The sequence below is a fragment of the Streptomyces sp. NPDC022552 genome (genome assembly GCF_055561875.1).
Window position 1 is genome coordinate 141,371 of record NZ_JBVHGJ010000016.1, and the last position, 15,805, is coordinate 157,175.

The following is a 15,805-nucleotide window of genomic DNA, read 5'->3' on the forward strand; positions in this document are numbered from 1 at the left end:
CTGATTGGGGCGCTTTCCATGACACCTACGCTCGTCCCGCACCACCCCGCGCGCGACTGGGCCGAGATCCAGGAACGCATGCTCGTACCGCTCTACGAGGCGGTGTACGACCGGCTCGAGGTGGGCCCCGGCTCCCGGGTCCTGGGGCTCGGCTGCGGATCGGGCCTCGCGCTGCTGATCGCGGCCTCGCGCGGCGCGCGGGTCACCGGCGTGGACGGGGACCACGCGCGCGTGGAGCTGGCCAGGGAGCGGATTCCGGAGGGTGCGGGGCACACGGTCGTCGAGGGCTGCCCGGCGGACGTGAGTGCCGTGGGCGGCGCGTCCACGTCTCCGTTCGACGTGATCACGGCCTTCCACACCTCGGCGGAGGCGGCGCGGGATCTCGCCGCCGTCACTCCTCTGGCGCAATCGGGCGCGGCGGTTGTGCTGGCGGGCTGGGGTCCGCCCGAGAGGTGCGCGACGTCCTCCGTGCTGAAGGTCGCGGCGCGGCTGACGGGCTGGCGGCCGGCGTTCCGTGACGACCTGGAGGACGTGGTGGCGCGGGCCGGTCTGAAGCCGGACGGCTCGGGGCGGGTGTCCTGCCCGTTCGGGTACGCGGATCCGGACAGCGCGGTGCGGGGCCTCGTCTCGACGGGCGACTTCGACGCGGCGATCCGCGCGACGGACCCGGACCAGGTCGAGAAGGAGATCACGGAGGCTCTGCAGCCGTACGTCCGTCACGACGGCACGGTCTGGATGCCGAACGTCTTCCGCTACCTGATCGCGCGCGTGCCGTAGCCCGCGCGTCGACGGCCGTCGACGCCGAGACACGGTCCACACGCGCGTGGACCGTCCGAACACGCGCCGTCCGTGCGTGGACGCCCGTGCGTGGAGGAACGCCCGGACGCGTGGACCGCGCGTCCTACGCACGGCTCCGAGGCCGCCTCGGCGCCCCTACGAGTCCTTCTTCAGGCGCGTGATGCCCGCGGCGCGGTACGCCGCGTCCTCCTCCAGGGTCTCGTTCGCCAGGAGGGCGGTCGCCAGGGCGTCGAGCTTGTCGCGGTTCTCTCGGAGCTGGCGGACCGCGCTCTCGTAGCACTCGTCGACGATCCGGCGCATCTCCTCGGCGACCATGTCGAGGGTCGCGGGGGCCGCCGAGAGCCCGTACGCCTGCTGGGCGTCGCCGGGGATGGCCGTGAGGCGGCCGACGCGTTCGCTCATGCCCCAGCGGCCGGCCATGCCGCGGGCGATGGTGGTGACCTGCTCCAGGTCGCTCTCGGCGCCCGTGGTGACGACCCCGAAGACGACCTGCTCGGCGGCCATCCCGCCGAGCGCGCCGATGATCCGGCCGCGCAGGTACTCCTCGGTGTACGCGTACTTGTCGGAGTCGGGGGTCGAGAGCGTGACGCCGAGTGCCCGGCCGCGCGGCACGATCGTGATCTTGCGGACCGGGTCGGCGCCCGGCTGGAGCATCCCGAGCAGGGCGTGGCCGCTCTCGTGGTACGCCGTGCGGCGCCGTTCCTCCTCCGGCATCACCAGGGGCCGTTCGGCACCGAGCTGGACCTTCTCCAGGGCGTCGGACAGGTCGGACCGGGTGACCGCCTTCTGCTGCCGCTTGACGGCGAGGAGGGCGGCCTCGTTGGCGAGGTTGGCGAGTTCGGCGCCGGTCATCCCGGGGGTCGTGCGGGCGACCTGGACCAGGTCGACGTCCGGGGCGAGCGGGATGTCCCGGGTGTGGATCCTGAGGATCGCCTCGCGGCCCCCGCGGTCGGGCGGGTTGACGTGCACGATCCGGTCGAAGCGGCCGGGCCGGGTGAGCGCCGGGTCGAGCACGTCGGCGCGGTTGGTGGCGGCGAGCACGATGACGCCCTCGGAGCCGGTGAAGCCGTCCATCTCGGTCAGGATCTGGTTGAGGGTCTGCTCGCGCTCGTCGTGGCCGCCCATGCCGGAGCCGCCGCCGCGGGCGCGGCCGATGGTGTCGATCTCGTCGATGAAGATGATCGCCGGGGCCGCCTTGCGGGCCTCGGCGAAGAGTTCACGTACCCGCGAGGCGCCGACGCCGACGATCATCTCGATGAACTCCGACGCCGAGGCGGAGAAGAACGGCACGCCGGCCTCGCCGGCCACGGCCCGCGCCAGGAGGGTCTTGCCGGTTCCCGGCGGGCCGGCGAGGAGGACACCGCGTGGCATCTTGGCGCCCATGTCGCGGTAGGCGGAGGGGTTCTTCAGGAAGTCGACGACGTCGTTGAGTTCGCCCTCGACCTCGTCGATGCCGGCGACGTCCTCGAAGGTGGTGCGCCGGGTGCCCGGTTCGAGCTCGACGGGTTTGGGCGGGGCCTTGCGGCCGAGCATGCCGCCCGCGCCGCCCATCCCGGAGCTCATCCGGCGGGAGATGAAGATCCACAGTGCGACGAGCAGCAGCATCGGCGCCAGGGAGATCAGCAGGTTGGCGAGGAAGCTGCGCTCACGGACGACGGGTTCGGCGGTGACCGTGACGCCCTTCGAGGTCAGTTCGTTCCAGAGCTCGTCGTCGGCGAACGCGGGCCGCTGGGTGACGAACTTGGTGTAGTCGCCCTTGTCACCGTTGGGCAGGGGCTGTTTGTTCTTCAGCTCGCCCTGGATGGCGTCGCCCTTGGAGTAGATCTTGGTGACGTTGCCCGCGTTCACCTGTTTGCTGAACTCGGTGTACGAGATCGTCGGCTCGTCGCCCCGGTTGAAGAACGACAGCACGAGGTTGGCGAGGAGGAAGACGACCAGAGCGGCGAGGATGAGTCCTCCCCAGCCTCCGGGCATCTTCCTCTTCGGCGGCTGGGGCGGCGGGGCCCCTTCCGAGCGCCAGGGCTGGTCGGTCCGGTCGCGCGGAGGTACGGAGTTGGGCACGCTGCTCTCCTCACACCGACGGTCGGGCCCGGCCCCCAGTATCGGAACAGAGGGCAATTCCGGCATGTCAGACGGGGTGAAGGAGTGAAAAGGGGCCCGGGGCGGTTTCACACCGCCCCGGGCCCCTTCAGGGAACCTGCTCAGCCCTGCTCAGCCCATGAACTTCTTGAACTCGTCCGGCAGCTCGAAGTCGCCCGGGCCCTGGCCGGCCGCCGGGAGGCCGAAGGCGCCACCCTGCTGCGCCTGCTCGCGGCGGGCCTGGGCGGCCTCCTCCTCGGCCTTGCGCTTCATCGGGTTACCGCTCTTGCGCTTGCCCTTGGCCTGCTTGACCTGCTTCTTCTGCCGGCCGGGGCCGCCACCCATGCCCGGCATGCCGGGCATACCAGGCATGCCACCGCCCTGGGCCATGCGGGACATCATCTTGCGGGCCTCGAAGAAGCGCTCGACGAGCCCCTTGACCGCGCTGACCTCGACACCGGAACCCTTGGCGATACGGGCGCGGCGCGAGCCGTTGATGATGGTCGGGTCGTGACGCTCGCCCGGGGTCATCGACTTGATGATCGCGGCCGTGCGGTCGACGTCGCGCTCGTCGATGTTGTTGATCTGCTCCTTCATCTGCGCCATGCCGGGGAGCATCCCGAGCAGCTTGGAGATGGAGCCCATCTTGCGGACCTGTTCCATCTGGGCGAGGAAGTCGTCGAGCGTGAACTCCTGGCCCTTCTTGGACGCCAGCTTGGAGGCCATCTTGGCGGCCTCTTCCTGGCTGAAGGTCTGCTCGGCCTTCTCGATGAGCGAGAGCATGTCGCCCATGCCGAGGATGCGGGACGCCATGCGGTCCGGGTGGAACGCGTCGAACTCGTCCAGCTTCTCGCCGTTGGAGGCGAACATGATCTGGCGGCCGGTGACGTGCGCGATGGAGAGCGCTGCACCGCCTCGGGCGTCGCCGTCGAGCTTGGAGAGCACGACACCGTCGAAGCCGACGCCGTCGCGGAAGGCCTCGGCGGTGTTGACCGCGTCCTGACCGATCATGGCGTCGACGACGAAGAGGACCTCGTCGGGGCTGACGGCGTCGCGGATGTCCGCGGCCTGCTGCATCAGCTCCTGGTCGATGCCGAGGCGGCCGGCGGTGTCGACGATGACGACGTCGTACATCTTGGACCGCGCGTACTCGATCGAGTCCTTCGCGACCTGGACCGGGTCACCGACGCCGTTGCCCGGCTGCGGACCGTAGAACGCCACACCCGCGCGCTCGGCGACGACGCCGAGCTGGGTGACGGCGTTGGGGCGCTGGAGGTCACAGGCGACGAGCAGCGGGGAGTGGCCCTGGCCCTTGAGCCAGAGACCGAGCTTTCCGGCGAGGGTGGTCTTACCGGCACCCTGGAGACCGGCGAGCATGATCACGGTGGGCGCGGTCTTGGCGAAGCGCAGCCGCCGGGTCTCGCCGCCGAGGATGCCGATGAGCTCCTCGTTGACGATCTTGATGACCTGCTGGGCGGGGTTCAGCGCCTGGGAGACCTCGGCGCCGGTGGCCCGCTCCTTGACCTGCTTGATGAACGCCCGGACGACGGGCAGGGCGACGTCCGCCTCGAGCAGGGCGATCCGGATCTCGCGCGCGGTGGCGTCGATGTCCGCCTCGGACAGGCGGCCCTTGCCCCGGAGGTTCTTGAATGTCGCTGCAAGGCGGTCGGAGAGGGTATCGAACACGGTGGTCGCGGATCCTCGGTGTCGGGGGCGGGCGGACGGATTGCCCTCAAGGGTATCTGGCCGCTCGAAGGACGTGCCCCCGCCTGCCGAATCCGGCGAGCGGAGGCGCCGTCCCGCACGTACGGGGAAACGACCGCCGGCGCCCGCCGACCGGCCCCTGACCTGCGGATCGGCCCCTTCCCGCCCACAGGGAGCACGCCGTGCTCAACGACCGGCGCGCCTCCACGTCACGGGTCAGCGCAGCGCCTTCTCCAGCGCCTGAGCCACGTCCGCGGCCTCCTCCTCGGCCAGGAGGGAGCCGTCGGGGCGGGTCACGTACAGCGTGTCGACGGCGTTCGCACCCAGCGTCGAGACATGGGCGCTCCTGACCCGGACGTCGGCGCCCTCCAGCGCCCGGCCGATGCGGTGGAGCAGGCCGGGGGCGTCCTGGGCGCGGACCTCGATGACCGTGGCGAGCCGGGAGTCGGCGGCGGCGACGGTGACGCGGGGCGGTGGGGCGGTGAGACCGCGCCGCCGGGGGTAGGCGGCGTCGCGTTCGGCGAGCCGGGCGGGGATGTCGAGGCTGCCGTCCAGGGCCCGTACGAGGTCGGCGCGGAGCCGGGTGGCCTGCGGCAGGGCGCCGTATTCGGCGGCGACGCGCCAGTTCAGGACGAGGACGGCGCCGGCGCCGAGCGCGGTGGGGAGCTCGACGGCGCGCAGGTCGGCGGCCCGTACGGTCAGGCGGTGCAGCGCGAGGACGCCGGCGGCCGCGGGCAGGACGCCGGGCTGGTCGGGCAGGGCGATGAGGAGTTCGACGCCGACGGGTTCCGGTTCGCCGTCCTCGGGGGCGGTCTCCGGCTGGGTATGCAGGGCGAGGACCGGCTCTCCGGTCCGCAGCGCCTCGATGGCGAGGCGTTCCTGCTCGGCGCTGGTCGCGGCGGGCTCGGGTTCGGCCACGGGCTCTCCGGCGAGGACGGCCCCGGCCCGTTTGACGAGGTCGGCGACGAGGGAGGCGCGCCAGGTCGACCAGGCGGCCGGGCCGGTGGCCAGCGCGTCGGCCTCGGTGAGGGCGTGCAGCAGTTCCAGGGCCCCGGCGGTACCGACGGCGGCCGCGACGGCCTCGACGGTGGCGGGGTCGTCGAGGTCGCGCCGGGTCGCGGTCTCGACGAGCAGCAGATGGTGGCGTACGACGGTGGCGATGACGGCCACGTCGGCCCGGTCGAAGCCGATCCGGGTCGCAAGGTCGCGGGCGATGGTCTCGCCGGCCACGGAGTGGTCGCCGGGCCAGCCCTTGCCGATGTCGTGCAGGAGCGCGGCGACGAGCAGCAGGTCGGGCCGGCCGACGCGGCGGGTCAGCGAGGAGGCCCGGACGGCGGTCTCGACGAGGTGCCGGTCGACGGTCCAGGTGTGGACGGGGTTGCGCTGCGGGCGGCAGCGGACGCGCTCCCAGTCGGGCAGGAGCCGGGTGACGAGGCCTTCGGCCTCCAGCGCCTCCCAGACGGGCACGGTGGGCTCCCCCGCGCCGAGCAGGGTGACGAGCTCCTCACGCGCCTCGGCGGGCCACGGCACCGGCAGTGGTCTGGCGGCGGCCGCGAGACGGCGTACGGCGTGCAGGGAGAGCGGGAGCCCGGACTGGGCGGCCGCGGCGGCGGCGCGCAGCGGCAGCACCGGGTCGCGTTCGGGTCTGGCGCTGAGGGCGAGGACGACCTCTCCGTCCATCTCGACGACGCCTTCGGCGAGCGGGGTGCGTTCGACGGGCGGCCTTCCGCCGCCCGGCCGGCCGCCGCCCAGGAGGCCGCGGAACCGGGGGCGGGAGGAGCGGGCCTTCAGGACCCGGTTGACCTCGCGCCAGGTGACGTCCGTGGCGTACGAGATGACCCGGGCCGCTTCGTACACCTCGCGGAGCAGGGTGTCGGCGTCGAGGAGGCCGAGTTCGTCGGCGACGGCGTCCTGTTCCTGGAGGGCGAGCCGGTCGGTGGCCCGTCCGGTGGCCAGGTGGAGCGCGTCGCGGGCGTCCAGGAGGCGGCGGCGGGCCTCGTCCAGGCCTTCGCGCGGGGCGTCGGCCAGCCAGGAGGCGGCGACGGCGCGCAGCACCTGGGCGTCGCGGAGCCCTCCCCTGGCCTCCTTCAGATCGGGTTCGAGGAGGAACTGCAGCTCCCCCATCCGTTCGCCGCGCTCGCGGCAGAGCGCGTCCAGCTCCGGGAGCCGCTCGGGTGCCTGGTTGCGCCAGTCGGCGAGGACGGCGGTGCGCAGTCCGGCGACGAGTCCGAGGTCGCCGGCGACCGGCCGGGCGTCGAGGAGCCCGAGCTGGACCTTGAGGTCCTCCCCCGCGGTTCTGCGCGCCTCGGCGGGGGTGCGGACGGAGTGGTCCAGGGCCAGGCCCAGGTCCCAGACCGGGTACCAGATCCGGTCGGCGAGTGTGGCGACGGCGCCCGCGTCGGCGGTGCCGTCGTGCAGCAGGAGCAGGTCGAGGTCGCTGCGCGGGGAGAGTTCACCGCGTCCGTAGCCGCCGACGGCGACGAGCGCCACCCCTCGTGGCGGCCGGGCGGCGGCGAAGAGTCCGGTCAGCCAGTCGTCGGTGAGCCGGGCCAGGGCGGCACGGCGCGGCGGCCCGGACCGCCCCTTCTCGGTGAGAAGGCGCAGCCGGGCCGCCGCGTAGCCGCTGGGTCCCGAGTCTTCCGCTCGTGTGCTCGTGTCGACGCTCGTCACCCAGCAGCTCCTTACGTGCTCCGTGCTTACAGTGCGTCCGGACCGCGTTCGCCGGTGCGGACCCGTACGGCGGTCTCGACCGGAACGCTCCACACCTTGCCGTCACCGATCTTGCCGGTTCGGGCCGCCTTGACCACGACATCGATGAGCTGTTCGGCGTCGTCGTCCTCGACGAGGACCTCGATACGGATCTTGGGGACGAGGTCGACGGTGTACTCGGCACCGCGGTAGACCTCGGTGTGGCCGCGCTGGCGGCCGTATCCGCTGGCCTCGGTGACCGTGAGGCCCTGGACTCCGAAGGCCTGGAGGGCCTCCTTGATCTCGTCCAGCCGGTGCGGCTTCACGACTGCGGTGATGAGCTTCATGCGTCCACCTTCTTGGTCTCCGTAGCTGCCGGGGCGGGCGCGGCGGTGGAGCGCGAGGAGGCGCCGCCGCCGGCTCCGCTGAAGTCGTACGCGGTCTCGGCGTGCTCGACCTGGTCGATGCCGGAGACCTCGTCGTCCTCGCTGACCCGCATGCCCATCGTCTTGTCGATGATCAGCGCGAGGATCGCGGAGGCGATCAGAGAGTAGGCGAGGACCGCGACGACGCCGATGGCCTGCTTGCCGAGCTGCTCGAGGCCGCCGCCGTAGAAGAGGCCCTTGGCGTCGGACTGGACGCCGCCGGTGGCGAAGAAGCCGACGAGCAGGGAGCCGATGACACCGCCGACGAGGTGGACGCCGATGACGTCGAGGGAGTCGTCGTAGCCGAACTTGTACTTCAGGCCGACGGCCATGGCGCAGAGCAGACCGGCGATGGCACCGATGGCGATCGCGCCGAGCGGGGAGCAGGAGCCACCCGAGGGGGTGATGGCGACGAGGCCGGCGACGGCGCCGGAGGCGGCGCCGAGGGTGGTGAAGGAGCCGTGGCGGATCTTCTCGTAGAGCAGCCAGGCGAGCATGGCGGCGGCGGTGGCGACCTGGGTGTTGACGAACATCACCGCGCCGACGCCGTCGTCGTTGCCGAGCCACGAGCCGGCGTTGAAGCCGAACCAGCCGAACCAGAGCAGACCGGCGCCGAGCATGACCAGCGGGAGGCTGTGCGGGCGCATCGGGTCCTTCTTGAAGCCGACGCGCTTGCCGATGACGAGGATCACGCCGAGGGCCGCGGCACCGGCGTTGATGTGGACCGCCGTACCGCCGGCGAAGTCGATGACGCCCATCTCGAAGAGCCAGCCGCCGGCGCCCCAGACCCAGTGGGCGACGGGGAAGTAGACGACGGTGACCCAGAGGGCGATGAAGAGGGCCCACGCGGTGAACTTCACGCGGTCGGCGAGGGCGCCGCTGATCAGGGCAGGGGTGAGGATGGCGAACATCAGCTGGAAGACGGCGAAGACGTACACCGGGATGGTGTAGCCGTCCCACAGCTCGGTGACGCCGATGCCGCTGAGGCCGACGTACTCGGAGGACCAGCCGATGAGCGATCCGGAGTCGGTGCCGAAGGCGAGGCTGAAGCCGTAGAGCACCCAGAGGATCGTGACGATCCCGAGGCTGATGAAGCTCATCATCAGCATGTTCAGGGTGGACTTGACGCGGACCATGCCTCCGTAGAAGAAGGCGAGTGCCGGGGTCATCAGCATGACCAGGGCGGAGCAGATGAGCATGAACCCGGTGTTGGCGGCAGACAGCTCGGGGGCGTCTGCGGCCAGGGTCGTGATGGCTGGTGCCATCGGCGTCTCCTCGTCGTCGGTACGGCCTGTGCGGGGGCGGGGCCGGAGAGCGGCTTGGCCGTGAGGGGTGGCCGGTTATGCGCCAGAGATTCGCGCAGCGCGGTTTCCGTCGATGCCGCACGATGTTTCGCCGCAGTGACGAAGGATGGGGACGTGTTACGCGACTGTGAACGGCGAGGTCACGGATTTGTAACGCGCGTACCCTCCCGGGATCGCGACCACCGGCAAGGATCGGCCGAGGAACGCGGACCGGCCGCGACAGGTCCCGGTTGTCCTGGCGGCGGGGGAGCCGAGTCGGTCAGTACGGGAACGCTGTCGCGGCCGGAGTCTGGAGGGGCCGGGTGCTCAGACCGCCTCGGCGGTCTCGGGCAGCAGGGCGGTGAGCCGGTCGGTGAGCTGGACGACCTCGGCGACGTCGCGGAAGTCGCGGGCGGCGGTGTCGACGGTCTTGCGCAGCCGGGTGTTGACCCGCTCGGAGCGGACGCTCTTGGCGACGCCGAGCGCCTTCTCGACCAGCGCGGCGGACTGCTCGGGCTCGCGCTTGAGGAGGTGCACGGTGGCCATGCCGATCAGGTTGAGTGCGTACGAACGCTGGTGCTCGGGGTCCTTCTCGAAGAGGTTGACGGCCCGCTCCATGACGGGCTCGGCGAGCGAGGCGTACGTCGGGGAGCGCCCGGCGACATAGGCCAGGTCCCGGTAGGAGTGCGAGTTCTCGCCGTTGAGCTCCGCCTCGGAGAAGAAGCGGATCCAGTCGGGTTCGGGCTCGCCGTCGAGGCCGACGTCGGCGAAGGTGTCCTCGGCCATCCGCACGGCCCGCTTGCACTTGGAGGGCTGGCCCATGTTGGCGTAGGCGCGGGCCTCCATCGCATACAGCATGGCCTGGGTGCGCGGGGTGGCGCAGTCTCGACTGCCGTACTGGGCGAGGTGGATGAGTTCGAGGGCGTCGTCCGGCCGGCCGAGGTGGATCATCTGGCGGCTCATGGAGGAGAGGATGTACGAGCCGAGCGGCTTGTCCCCGGCCTCCTTCGCGGCGTGCAGGGCGAGGACGAAGTACTTCTGCGCGGTGGGCTGCAGGCCGACGTCGTAGCTCATCCAGCCGGCCAGTTCGGCCAGTTCGGCGGCGCAGGTGAAGAGGCGCTGCGCGGTGGCGGCGGGCTGGGGCTCCTGGAGCAGGTCGGTGACCTCGTGGAGCTGGCCGACGACCGCCTTGCGGCGCAGCCCCCCGCCGCACTGGGCGTCCCACTGGCGGAACATCGCCGTGGTGGATTCGAGCAGGTCGAGCTCGATCGGGGAGAGCTTGCCCGGCCGGTGACCGCCGGTGACCGGCTCGGGCGGGGCGAGCTCGGCGGCCGGGGTGGGGACGAGCCAGCGCTGCATGGGCTCGATGAGGGAGGGTCCGGCGGCGAGCGCGAGTGAGGTGCCGAGGAAGCCGCGCCGGGCGAGCATCAGGTCGCTGCGGGAGAACTCGCTGAGCAGGGCGACGGTCTGGGGGCCCGCCCAGGGCAGGTCGACGCCGGAGACGGACGGCGCCTGGTGGGCCGTGCGCAGCCCGAGGTCCTCGACGGCCACGACCGAGCCGAACCGCTCGGAGAAGAGCTCCGAGAGGATCCGCGGGATGGGCTCGCGGGGCTGCTCGCCGTCCAGCCAGCGGCGGACGCGCGAGGTGTCCGTGGAGATGTGGTGCGCGCCCATCTGGCGTGCTCTGCGGTTCACTTGGCGCGCCAGTTCGCCCTTCGACCAGCCGCTCCGCACGAACCACGAGCTGAGCTGCTCGTTCGGGCGCTTGCCGGCAGTCGAACCGTCTGCGCCGTTGCCGCCCACAGGAACGCCCCCATCCACGTCGAGACTGCGTCACGCGAAACTCTGTTGCGCGAACCCCTATCAGAATGCCGTGTCTTGCGGCGTCCGTCCGGAGCTTCCACTCCTTCGAACAGGAAACCGGGTTGCCTCCGGCATACCCGCGCGCGCAAGGGACTCCGGGGTTCGAGCACCGAAAGTAATCCCACGATCACCCGTCCCGCGAGCCGGATTCAAGAAACGCCACCATTCGCCACCCCTTCGAATGAACTCGCCTGCCACCGAACACGATTCACTTGACATGCGACGAACCAGGGGTCGGCGGACCGTTGCGCAGGGAGGCGCGCGCCACGGGACGCACCACCTCGCCCACGACCGAGCGCCACCGGGGGCGACGGAGCGTGACAGTGGGGCTCCGGGTCGTAACCACCGGCGCGTCCGACCCGTTGGAGGGGGCATGGGCTTCACGATCGGCGGCATTCGTGAGATGCGGTCCGGCTCACGTCGCCGCGTCCGCACCACGGAGTGCACAGCGGTGGCCGAGTACACCGGGCTGTGGGGCTGGGACGTGGTTCCCGGCGCGCGGGCCGTCTCCGGCCAGTGTTCCTGCGGGGACGCGTCCTGTACGGCTCCGGGGGCGCATCCGCTCTCGTTCGGCGCGCCGGTTCCGGCGGGCGCGGGTCTGGACGACGCGACGAAGGCGTGGTCCGAGTACCCGGGCGCCGCACTGCTGCTGCCGGTGGGCCGGTCCTTCGACGTGATCGAGGTCGCCGAGCCCGCGGGCCGGCGGGCGCTGGTCCGCCTGGAGCGCATGGGCCTGCCGCTCGGGCCGGTGTGCGCGACGCCGACGGGGCGGGCGCAGTTCTTCGTGGCGCCGGGGGCGGCGGCGGGGCTGCCGCAGCTGCTGTACCGGATGGGCTGGGACGACGCGGACCTGGATCTGCGCGGCCTGGGGCCGGGCGACCACGTGACGGCGCCGCCGTCGGACCTCGGGGGCCTGGGGCCGGTCCGCTGGCTGCGGCCGCCGACGCTGGACACGGCGGGCGCGCCGCCGGAGGCGCGGCTCCTTCTGGGGACCCTGGCGTACATCTGCCATCGCACGCACTTCTGACATGCGAAGGGCCCCACCGAGACCGGCGGGGCCCTTCGCATGGGCACGTGTGCCTCAGTCGCCGATCAGGGCGTCGACGAAGGCGGCCGGGTCGAAGGGGGCCAGGTCGTCCGGGCCCTCGCCCAGGCCGATCAGCTTGACCGGGACGCCCAGCTCGCGCTGGACGGCGACGACGATGCCGCCCTTGGCCGTGCCGTCGAGCTTGGTGAGCACGATGCCCGTGATGTCGACGACCTCGGCGAAGACGCGCGCCTGGACCAGGCCGTTCTGACCGGTCGTGGCGTCGAGGACCAGCAGGACCTCGTCCAGCGGACCGTGCTTCTCGACGACGCGCTTCACCTTGCCCAGCTCGTCCATGAGGCCGGTCTTGGTGTGCAGGCGGCCGGCAGTGTCGATGAGGACGACGTCGGCGCCCTCGGCGATGCCCTCCTTGACCGCGTCGAAGGCGATCGAGGCGGGGTCGCCGCCCTCGGGCCCGCGCACGGTGCGCGCGCCGACCCGCTCGCCCCAGGTCTGGAGCTGGTCCGCGGCGGCGGCACGGAAGGTGTCCGCGGCGCCGAGGACGACGGAGCGGCCGTCGGCGACCAGGACACGGGCCAGCTTGCCGGTGGTGGTGGTCTTGCCGGTGCCGTTGACACCGACGACCATGACGACGCCCGGGGTGCCCGGGGCGCTCTCGGTCTTCACGGAGCGGTCGAAGTCGGGACCGAGGAGAGCGATGAGCTCCTCGCGCAGCAGGCCGCGCAGCTCCTCCGGCGTACGCGTGCCGAGGACCCGGACGCGCTCGCGGAGCCGCTCGACGAGCTCCTGGGTCGGTGCGACGCCGACGTCGGCGGTGAGCAGGGTCTCCTCGATCTCCTCCCAGGTGTCCTCGTCGAGGTTGTCACGCGACAGCAGCGTGAGCAGCCCCTTGCCGAGGGAGTTCTGCGAGCGGGCGAGCCGCGCTCGAAGCCGTACGAGACGGCCCGCGGTCGGCTCCGGCACCTCGATCACGGGCGCCGGCGCCTCGGCGACGACCGGGTCCTCGACGGCGGCGGGGGCCTCGACGGCCTCCTCCGCGGTCGGGAGGTCGACCTCCTCGATCGTGCGGCGTGGTTCTTCCCGCGGTGTCTCCGCCTCTTCGCCGACGTGCGGCTCGGCGGGCGGAGCGGTGATGGTCGGCGGGGTGGACGGCGCCTCGGGCGGCGGCAGCTGCTTCTTCTTGCGGCCGCTGATCACGAGCCCGCTGGTCACGGCGACGGCGACGACCAGGGCGATGACTACAGCAAGAATGAGTTCCATAACGGCTCCAGTATCGGCCACGACCGGGCCGTAGGAGGAGCACGTACCCTGGGTGGGTCCCCCACACCCCGCACGGAGTACCCCCATGCCCTCTGCCGCCGAAGCCACCGCCGAGAGCGAAGGCGCGGTCGAGACCCGAGGTCTTGAACCCGTCCCCGATGCCGAGCGCACCGGCCGCGTCCGCGAGCTGTTTCCGACCTGGGTCGCCGCCAACATCAGTGTGCTCTTGCTCACGATGGGCGCCGGCCTGATCGTCTTCAACGGTCTGAACTTCTGGCAGGTGCTCGTCGTCGCGACGGCGGCGCCGGTCCTCTCGTACGGGATCGTCGGCCTGATCTCGATCGCCGGAAAGCGCGGTGGCTCCCCCGGCATGGCGCTGTCGCGGGCCGTCTTCGGCCAGCGCGGCAATCTCTTCCCCGGATCGCTGATCTGGGTCGCCCGCTGGGGCTGGGAGACGATCAACGCGGTCACCGGCGCCTACGCCGTCCTGACCGTGCTCGACCTGCTCTTCGGGATCGAGTCGAACACCGCGCTGATCATCATCACCCTGCTGCTCTTCGTCGCCTGCACGTTCCTCGTGTCCGGGCTCGGCATCAACGCCCTGCGGGTGTGCAGCAAGTGGTCGACGTACCTCTTCGGCGCCTTTTCGGTGCTCGTGCTGGTCTATCTCGTCGCCGACACCGACTGGTCCGCGGTCTTCGACAAGCCGGCCGGCTCGACGGCGATGATGATCGCGGGCATCGGCACGATCGCGGCGGGCGGGATCAGCTGGGTGCCCTCCGGCCCGGACTTCACCCGCTATCTGCCGCGTACGGCCTCCTCGAAGGCGATGGTCGGCTCCACGATCGGCGGCGCCGGGATCGTCGTGCTGCCGATGGTCCTGATGGGCGCTGTGATGGCGGTGGCCACCCCCGGGCTCGCCTCGGCGCAGGACCCGGTGTCGTTCATCGGTGAGCTGCTGCCGGCCTGGATCGCCGTGCCGTACCTGCTGATCGCGCTGATCGGGATGCTGCTGATCAACTCGATGTCGATGTACTCGGCCGGGTTCACCGCGCAGACCCTCGGCATCAAGGTCTCCCGTGCGGCGGCGGTGAGCGTGAACGCCGTGATCAGCCTGGTCTTCGGCTTCCTGCTCATGGTGGTGGCGACCAGCTTCATCGGCTCGTTCATCTCCTTCCTCACCCTGCTCGCGGTGGCCTTCTCGGCGTGGATCGGCGTCTTCGGCGTCGACATGCTGCGCCGGCGGTCCTACGACGGTGAGGCGCTGATGGACACCACGCGGACCAGCGCGTACTGGTACCGGGGCGGTTTCGCCTGGCAGGCCATGACGGCGTGGGCGGTGGCGCTGGTGAGCGGTCTGCTGTTCACCAAGGTCGACTGGTTCTCCGGTCCGCTCGCCTCGTCCTGGATCGGCGAGAACGGGCTCGGCTGGGCGGCGACGATCGTGATCGCGGGTGTGCTGTACGCCGTACTGCCCCGGACCGCCGGGCAGTCGAAGACCGTGGATCCGGCCGAGGCCCGCGAGACGGTCCCTGAGACCGTCTCCGAGACCGCTCCTCAGACTGTTTCCATCTGACGCTACGTCAGATACCGTCCCCCTTCGCCGGCTTCCCACGCGCGGAGGGGGACTTCCCATGCCCTTCACAGTCGTACGGTTCAACCTCGTCGATCCGCACGCGACCCCCGAGTCCCTCTCGGAACGCTATCGCGCCGCCCTCGCCATGGCCGCCTACGCCGACGAGCACGGCGTCGACACCGTCCAGACCGAGGAGCACCACGGCGCCGCCAACAACTGGCTGCCCTCCCCCTTCGCCTTCGCGGGCGCGGTGTTCGGCGCCACGAAGAGGATCGCGGTCACGGTCTCCGCGATCATCGGCCCGCTGCACGACCCGCTGCGGCTCGCGGAGGAGATCGCCGTTCTCGACCTGCTCAGCGGGGGCCGCCTGGTGACGGTCGCGGGCATCGGCTACCGGCCGGAGGAGTACGAGGAGCGCGGGGTCGACTGGGGCCGCCGCGGCAAGCTCCAGGACCTGCTCCTGGAGACCCTCCTGAAGGCGTGGTCCGGTGAGCCCTTCACGTATCAGGGACGTACCGTACGGGTCACCCCGCGGCCCCTCAGCAGGCCGCATCCGCTGCTGCTCGTCGGCGGTTCCTCGAAGGCGGCGGCGCGGCGGGCGGCGCGGCTCGGGCTGCCGCTCTTCCCGAGCGCGCATCTCCCGGAGCTGGAGACGTACTACCGGCAGCAGTGCGTGGAGCACGGCACCGAGGGCTGGACGATGATGCCGGCCGAGCGGACCCCGCTGCTGCATGTCTCGGAGGACCCGGACCGGTCGTGGGCGCTGTACGGGGAGCACTTCCTGCACGAGGCGCGCACCTACGCCTCCTGGCAGTCGAAGGACATCCGCTCGGCGGTGCGTTCGACGGCGACGACGGTGGCCGAACTGCGGGCCGAGGAGGTCTACCGGATCGTCACGCCGGACGAGTGCGTGGCGCTCGGGCGGGAGCTGGAGAGTCTGGTGCTGCATCCGCTGTGCGGCGGCATGCCGGTCGAGGAGGGGTGGCGGTCCCTGCGGCTGCTGGGAGAGACGGTGCTGCCCCGGCTCACGGCATAGGACCGTGGGCCGGGGCAGTTCCGAGTGCGAGGAGAGGGGCAGCGG

At 71.6% G+C, this 15,805-nt stretch carries 11 protein-coding genes; 4 read left to right on the forward strand and 7 right to left on the reverse strand.

Annotation, left to right across the window (positions count from 1 at the left end):
* The first annotated feature begins 18 nt into the window (after positions 1–18).
* Entirely contained in the window at positions 19–777 is a 759-nt protein-coding gene (locus ACZ3OF_RS31325; RefSeq protein ID WP_467308141.1) for a class I SAM-dependent methyltransferase, read from the forward strand.
* 156 nt (positions 778–933) lie between these two features.
* Here ACZ3OF_RS31325 and ftsH read toward each other — a convergent pair whose 3' ends face one another.
* The 6 genes from ftsH to nsdA all read right to left on the reverse strand — a co-directional run bounded on the left by ftsH (position 934) and on the right by nsdA (position 10,780).
* Positions 934–2,859, reverse strand: coding sequence for an ATP-dependent zinc metalloprotease FtsH (gene ftsH / locus ACZ3OF_RS31330; protein ID WP_467308143.1), 1,926 nt, complete (start codon positions 2,857–2,859; stop codon positions 934–936).
* Between the two features lie 150 nt (positions 2,860–3,009).
* Complete coding sequence (gene ffh / locus ACZ3OF_RS31335) at positions 3,010–4,563, reverse strand: signal recognition particle protein (RefSeq protein WP_361434490.1); 1,554 nt, start codon at positions 4,561–4,563, stop codon at positions 3,010–3,012.
* Positions 4,564–4,797: 234 nt separating this feature from the next.
* Positions 4,798–7,251 carry a [protein-PII] uridylyltransferase gene (locus ACZ3OF_RS31340; RefSeq protein WP_361679035.1) on the reverse strand — a complete coding sequence of 818 codons (2,454 nt, stop codon included), beginning with the start codon at positions 7,249–7,251 and terminating at the stop codon, positions 4,798–4,800.
* A 26-nt stretch (positions 7,252–7,277) separates the two neighbouring features.
* A complete protein-coding gene (locus tag ACZ3OF_RS31345; protein WP_101390346.1) occupies positions 7,278–7,616 on the reverse strand; it encodes a P-II family nitrogen regulator in 339 nt (112 codons plus the stop codon).
* Positions 7,613–8,959 carry an ammonium transporter gene (locus ACZ3OF_RS31350; protein ID WP_361679038.1) on the reverse strand — a complete coding sequence of 449 codons (1,347 nt, stop codon included), beginning with the start codon at positions 8,957–8,959 and terminating at the stop codon, positions 7,613–7,615. The genes ACZ3OF_RS31345 and ACZ3OF_RS31350 overlap by 4 nt, the downstream gene beginning before the upstream one ends.
* 345 nt (positions 8,960–9,304) lie before the next feature.
* A complete protein-coding gene (gene nsdA, locus ACZ3OF_RS31355) occupies positions 9,305–10,780 on the reverse strand; it encodes a transcriptional repressor NsdA (RefSeq protein WP_467308148.1) in 1,476 nt (491 codons plus the stop codon).
* Between the two features lie 433 nt (positions 10,781–11,213).
* Here nsdA and ACZ3OF_RS31360 point away from each other — a divergent pair, with 433 nt between their 5' ends.
* Positions 11,214–11,867 carry a bifunctional DNA primase/polymerase gene (locus tag ACZ3OF_RS31360; RefSeq protein WP_361603698.1) on the forward strand — a complete coding sequence of 218 codons (654 nt, stop codon included), beginning with the start codon at positions 11,214–11,216 and terminating at the stop codon, positions 11,865–11,867.
* Between the two features lie 54 nt (positions 11,868–11,921).
* Here the strand turns inward: ACZ3OF_RS31360 and ftsY are convergent, their stop codons facing one another.
* Positions 11,922–13,148, reverse strand: coding sequence for a signal recognition particle-docking protein FtsY (gene ftsY / locus ACZ3OF_RS31365; protein WP_361679044.1), 1,227 nt, complete (start codon positions 13,146–13,148; stop codon positions 11,922–11,924).
* An 85-nt stretch (positions 13,149–13,233) separates the two neighbouring features.
* On the opposite strand from ftsY, the gene ACZ3OF_RS31370 reads away from it, so the two are divergent.
* Together ACZ3OF_RS31370 and ACZ3OF_RS31375 are read left to right on the forward strand one after the other, a co-directional pair.
* Positions 13,234–14,724, forward strand: a complete 1,491-nt coding sequence (locus tag ACZ3OF_RS31370) for a cytosine permease (protein WP_467308151.1) — start codon at positions 13,234–13,236, stop codon at positions 14,722–14,724.
* A gap of 58 nt (positions 14,725–14,782) precedes the next feature.
* Positions 14,783–15,760 carry an LLM class flavin-dependent oxidoreductase gene (locus ACZ3OF_RS31375; RefSeq protein ID WP_361679049.1) on the forward strand — a complete coding sequence of 326 codons (978 nt, stop codon included), beginning with the start codon at positions 14,783–14,785 and terminating at the stop codon, positions 15,758–15,760.
* Positions 15,761–15,805 lie beyond the last annotated feature (45 nt).

Excerpts from the sequence above, each read along its gene's own strand:
- ACZ3OF_RS31375 (WP_361679049.1), top strand. The coding sequence starts at position 14,783 with ATGCCCTTCACAGTCGTACGGTTCAACCTCGTCGATCCGCACGCGACC.
- ACZ3OF_RS31345 (WP_101390346.1), bottom strand. The coding sequence starts at position 7,616 with ATGAAGCTCATCACCGCAGTCGTGAAGCCGCACCGGCTGGACGAGATC.
- ACZ3OF_RS31325 (WP_467308141.1), top strand. The coding sequence starts at position 19 with ATGACACCTACGCTCGTCCCGCACCACCCCGCGCGCGACTGGGCCGAG.
- ACZ3OF_RS31350 (WP_361679038.1), bottom strand. The coding sequence starts at position 8,959 with ATGGCACCAGCCATCACGACCCTGGCCGCAGACGCCCCCGAGCTGTCT.
- ACZ3OF_RS31370 (WP_467308151.1), top strand. The coding sequence starts at position 13,234 with ATGCCCTCTGCCGCCGAAGCCACCGCCGAGAGCGAAGGCGCGGTCGAG.
- ftsY (WP_361679044.1), bottom strand. The coding sequence starts at position 13,148 with ATGGAACTCATTCTTGCTGTAGTCATCGCCCTGGTCGTCGCCGTCGCC.
- ACZ3OF_RS31360 (WP_361603698.1), top strand. The coding sequence starts at position 11,214 with ATGGGCTTCACGATCGGCGGCATTCGTGAGATGCGGTCCGGCTCACGT.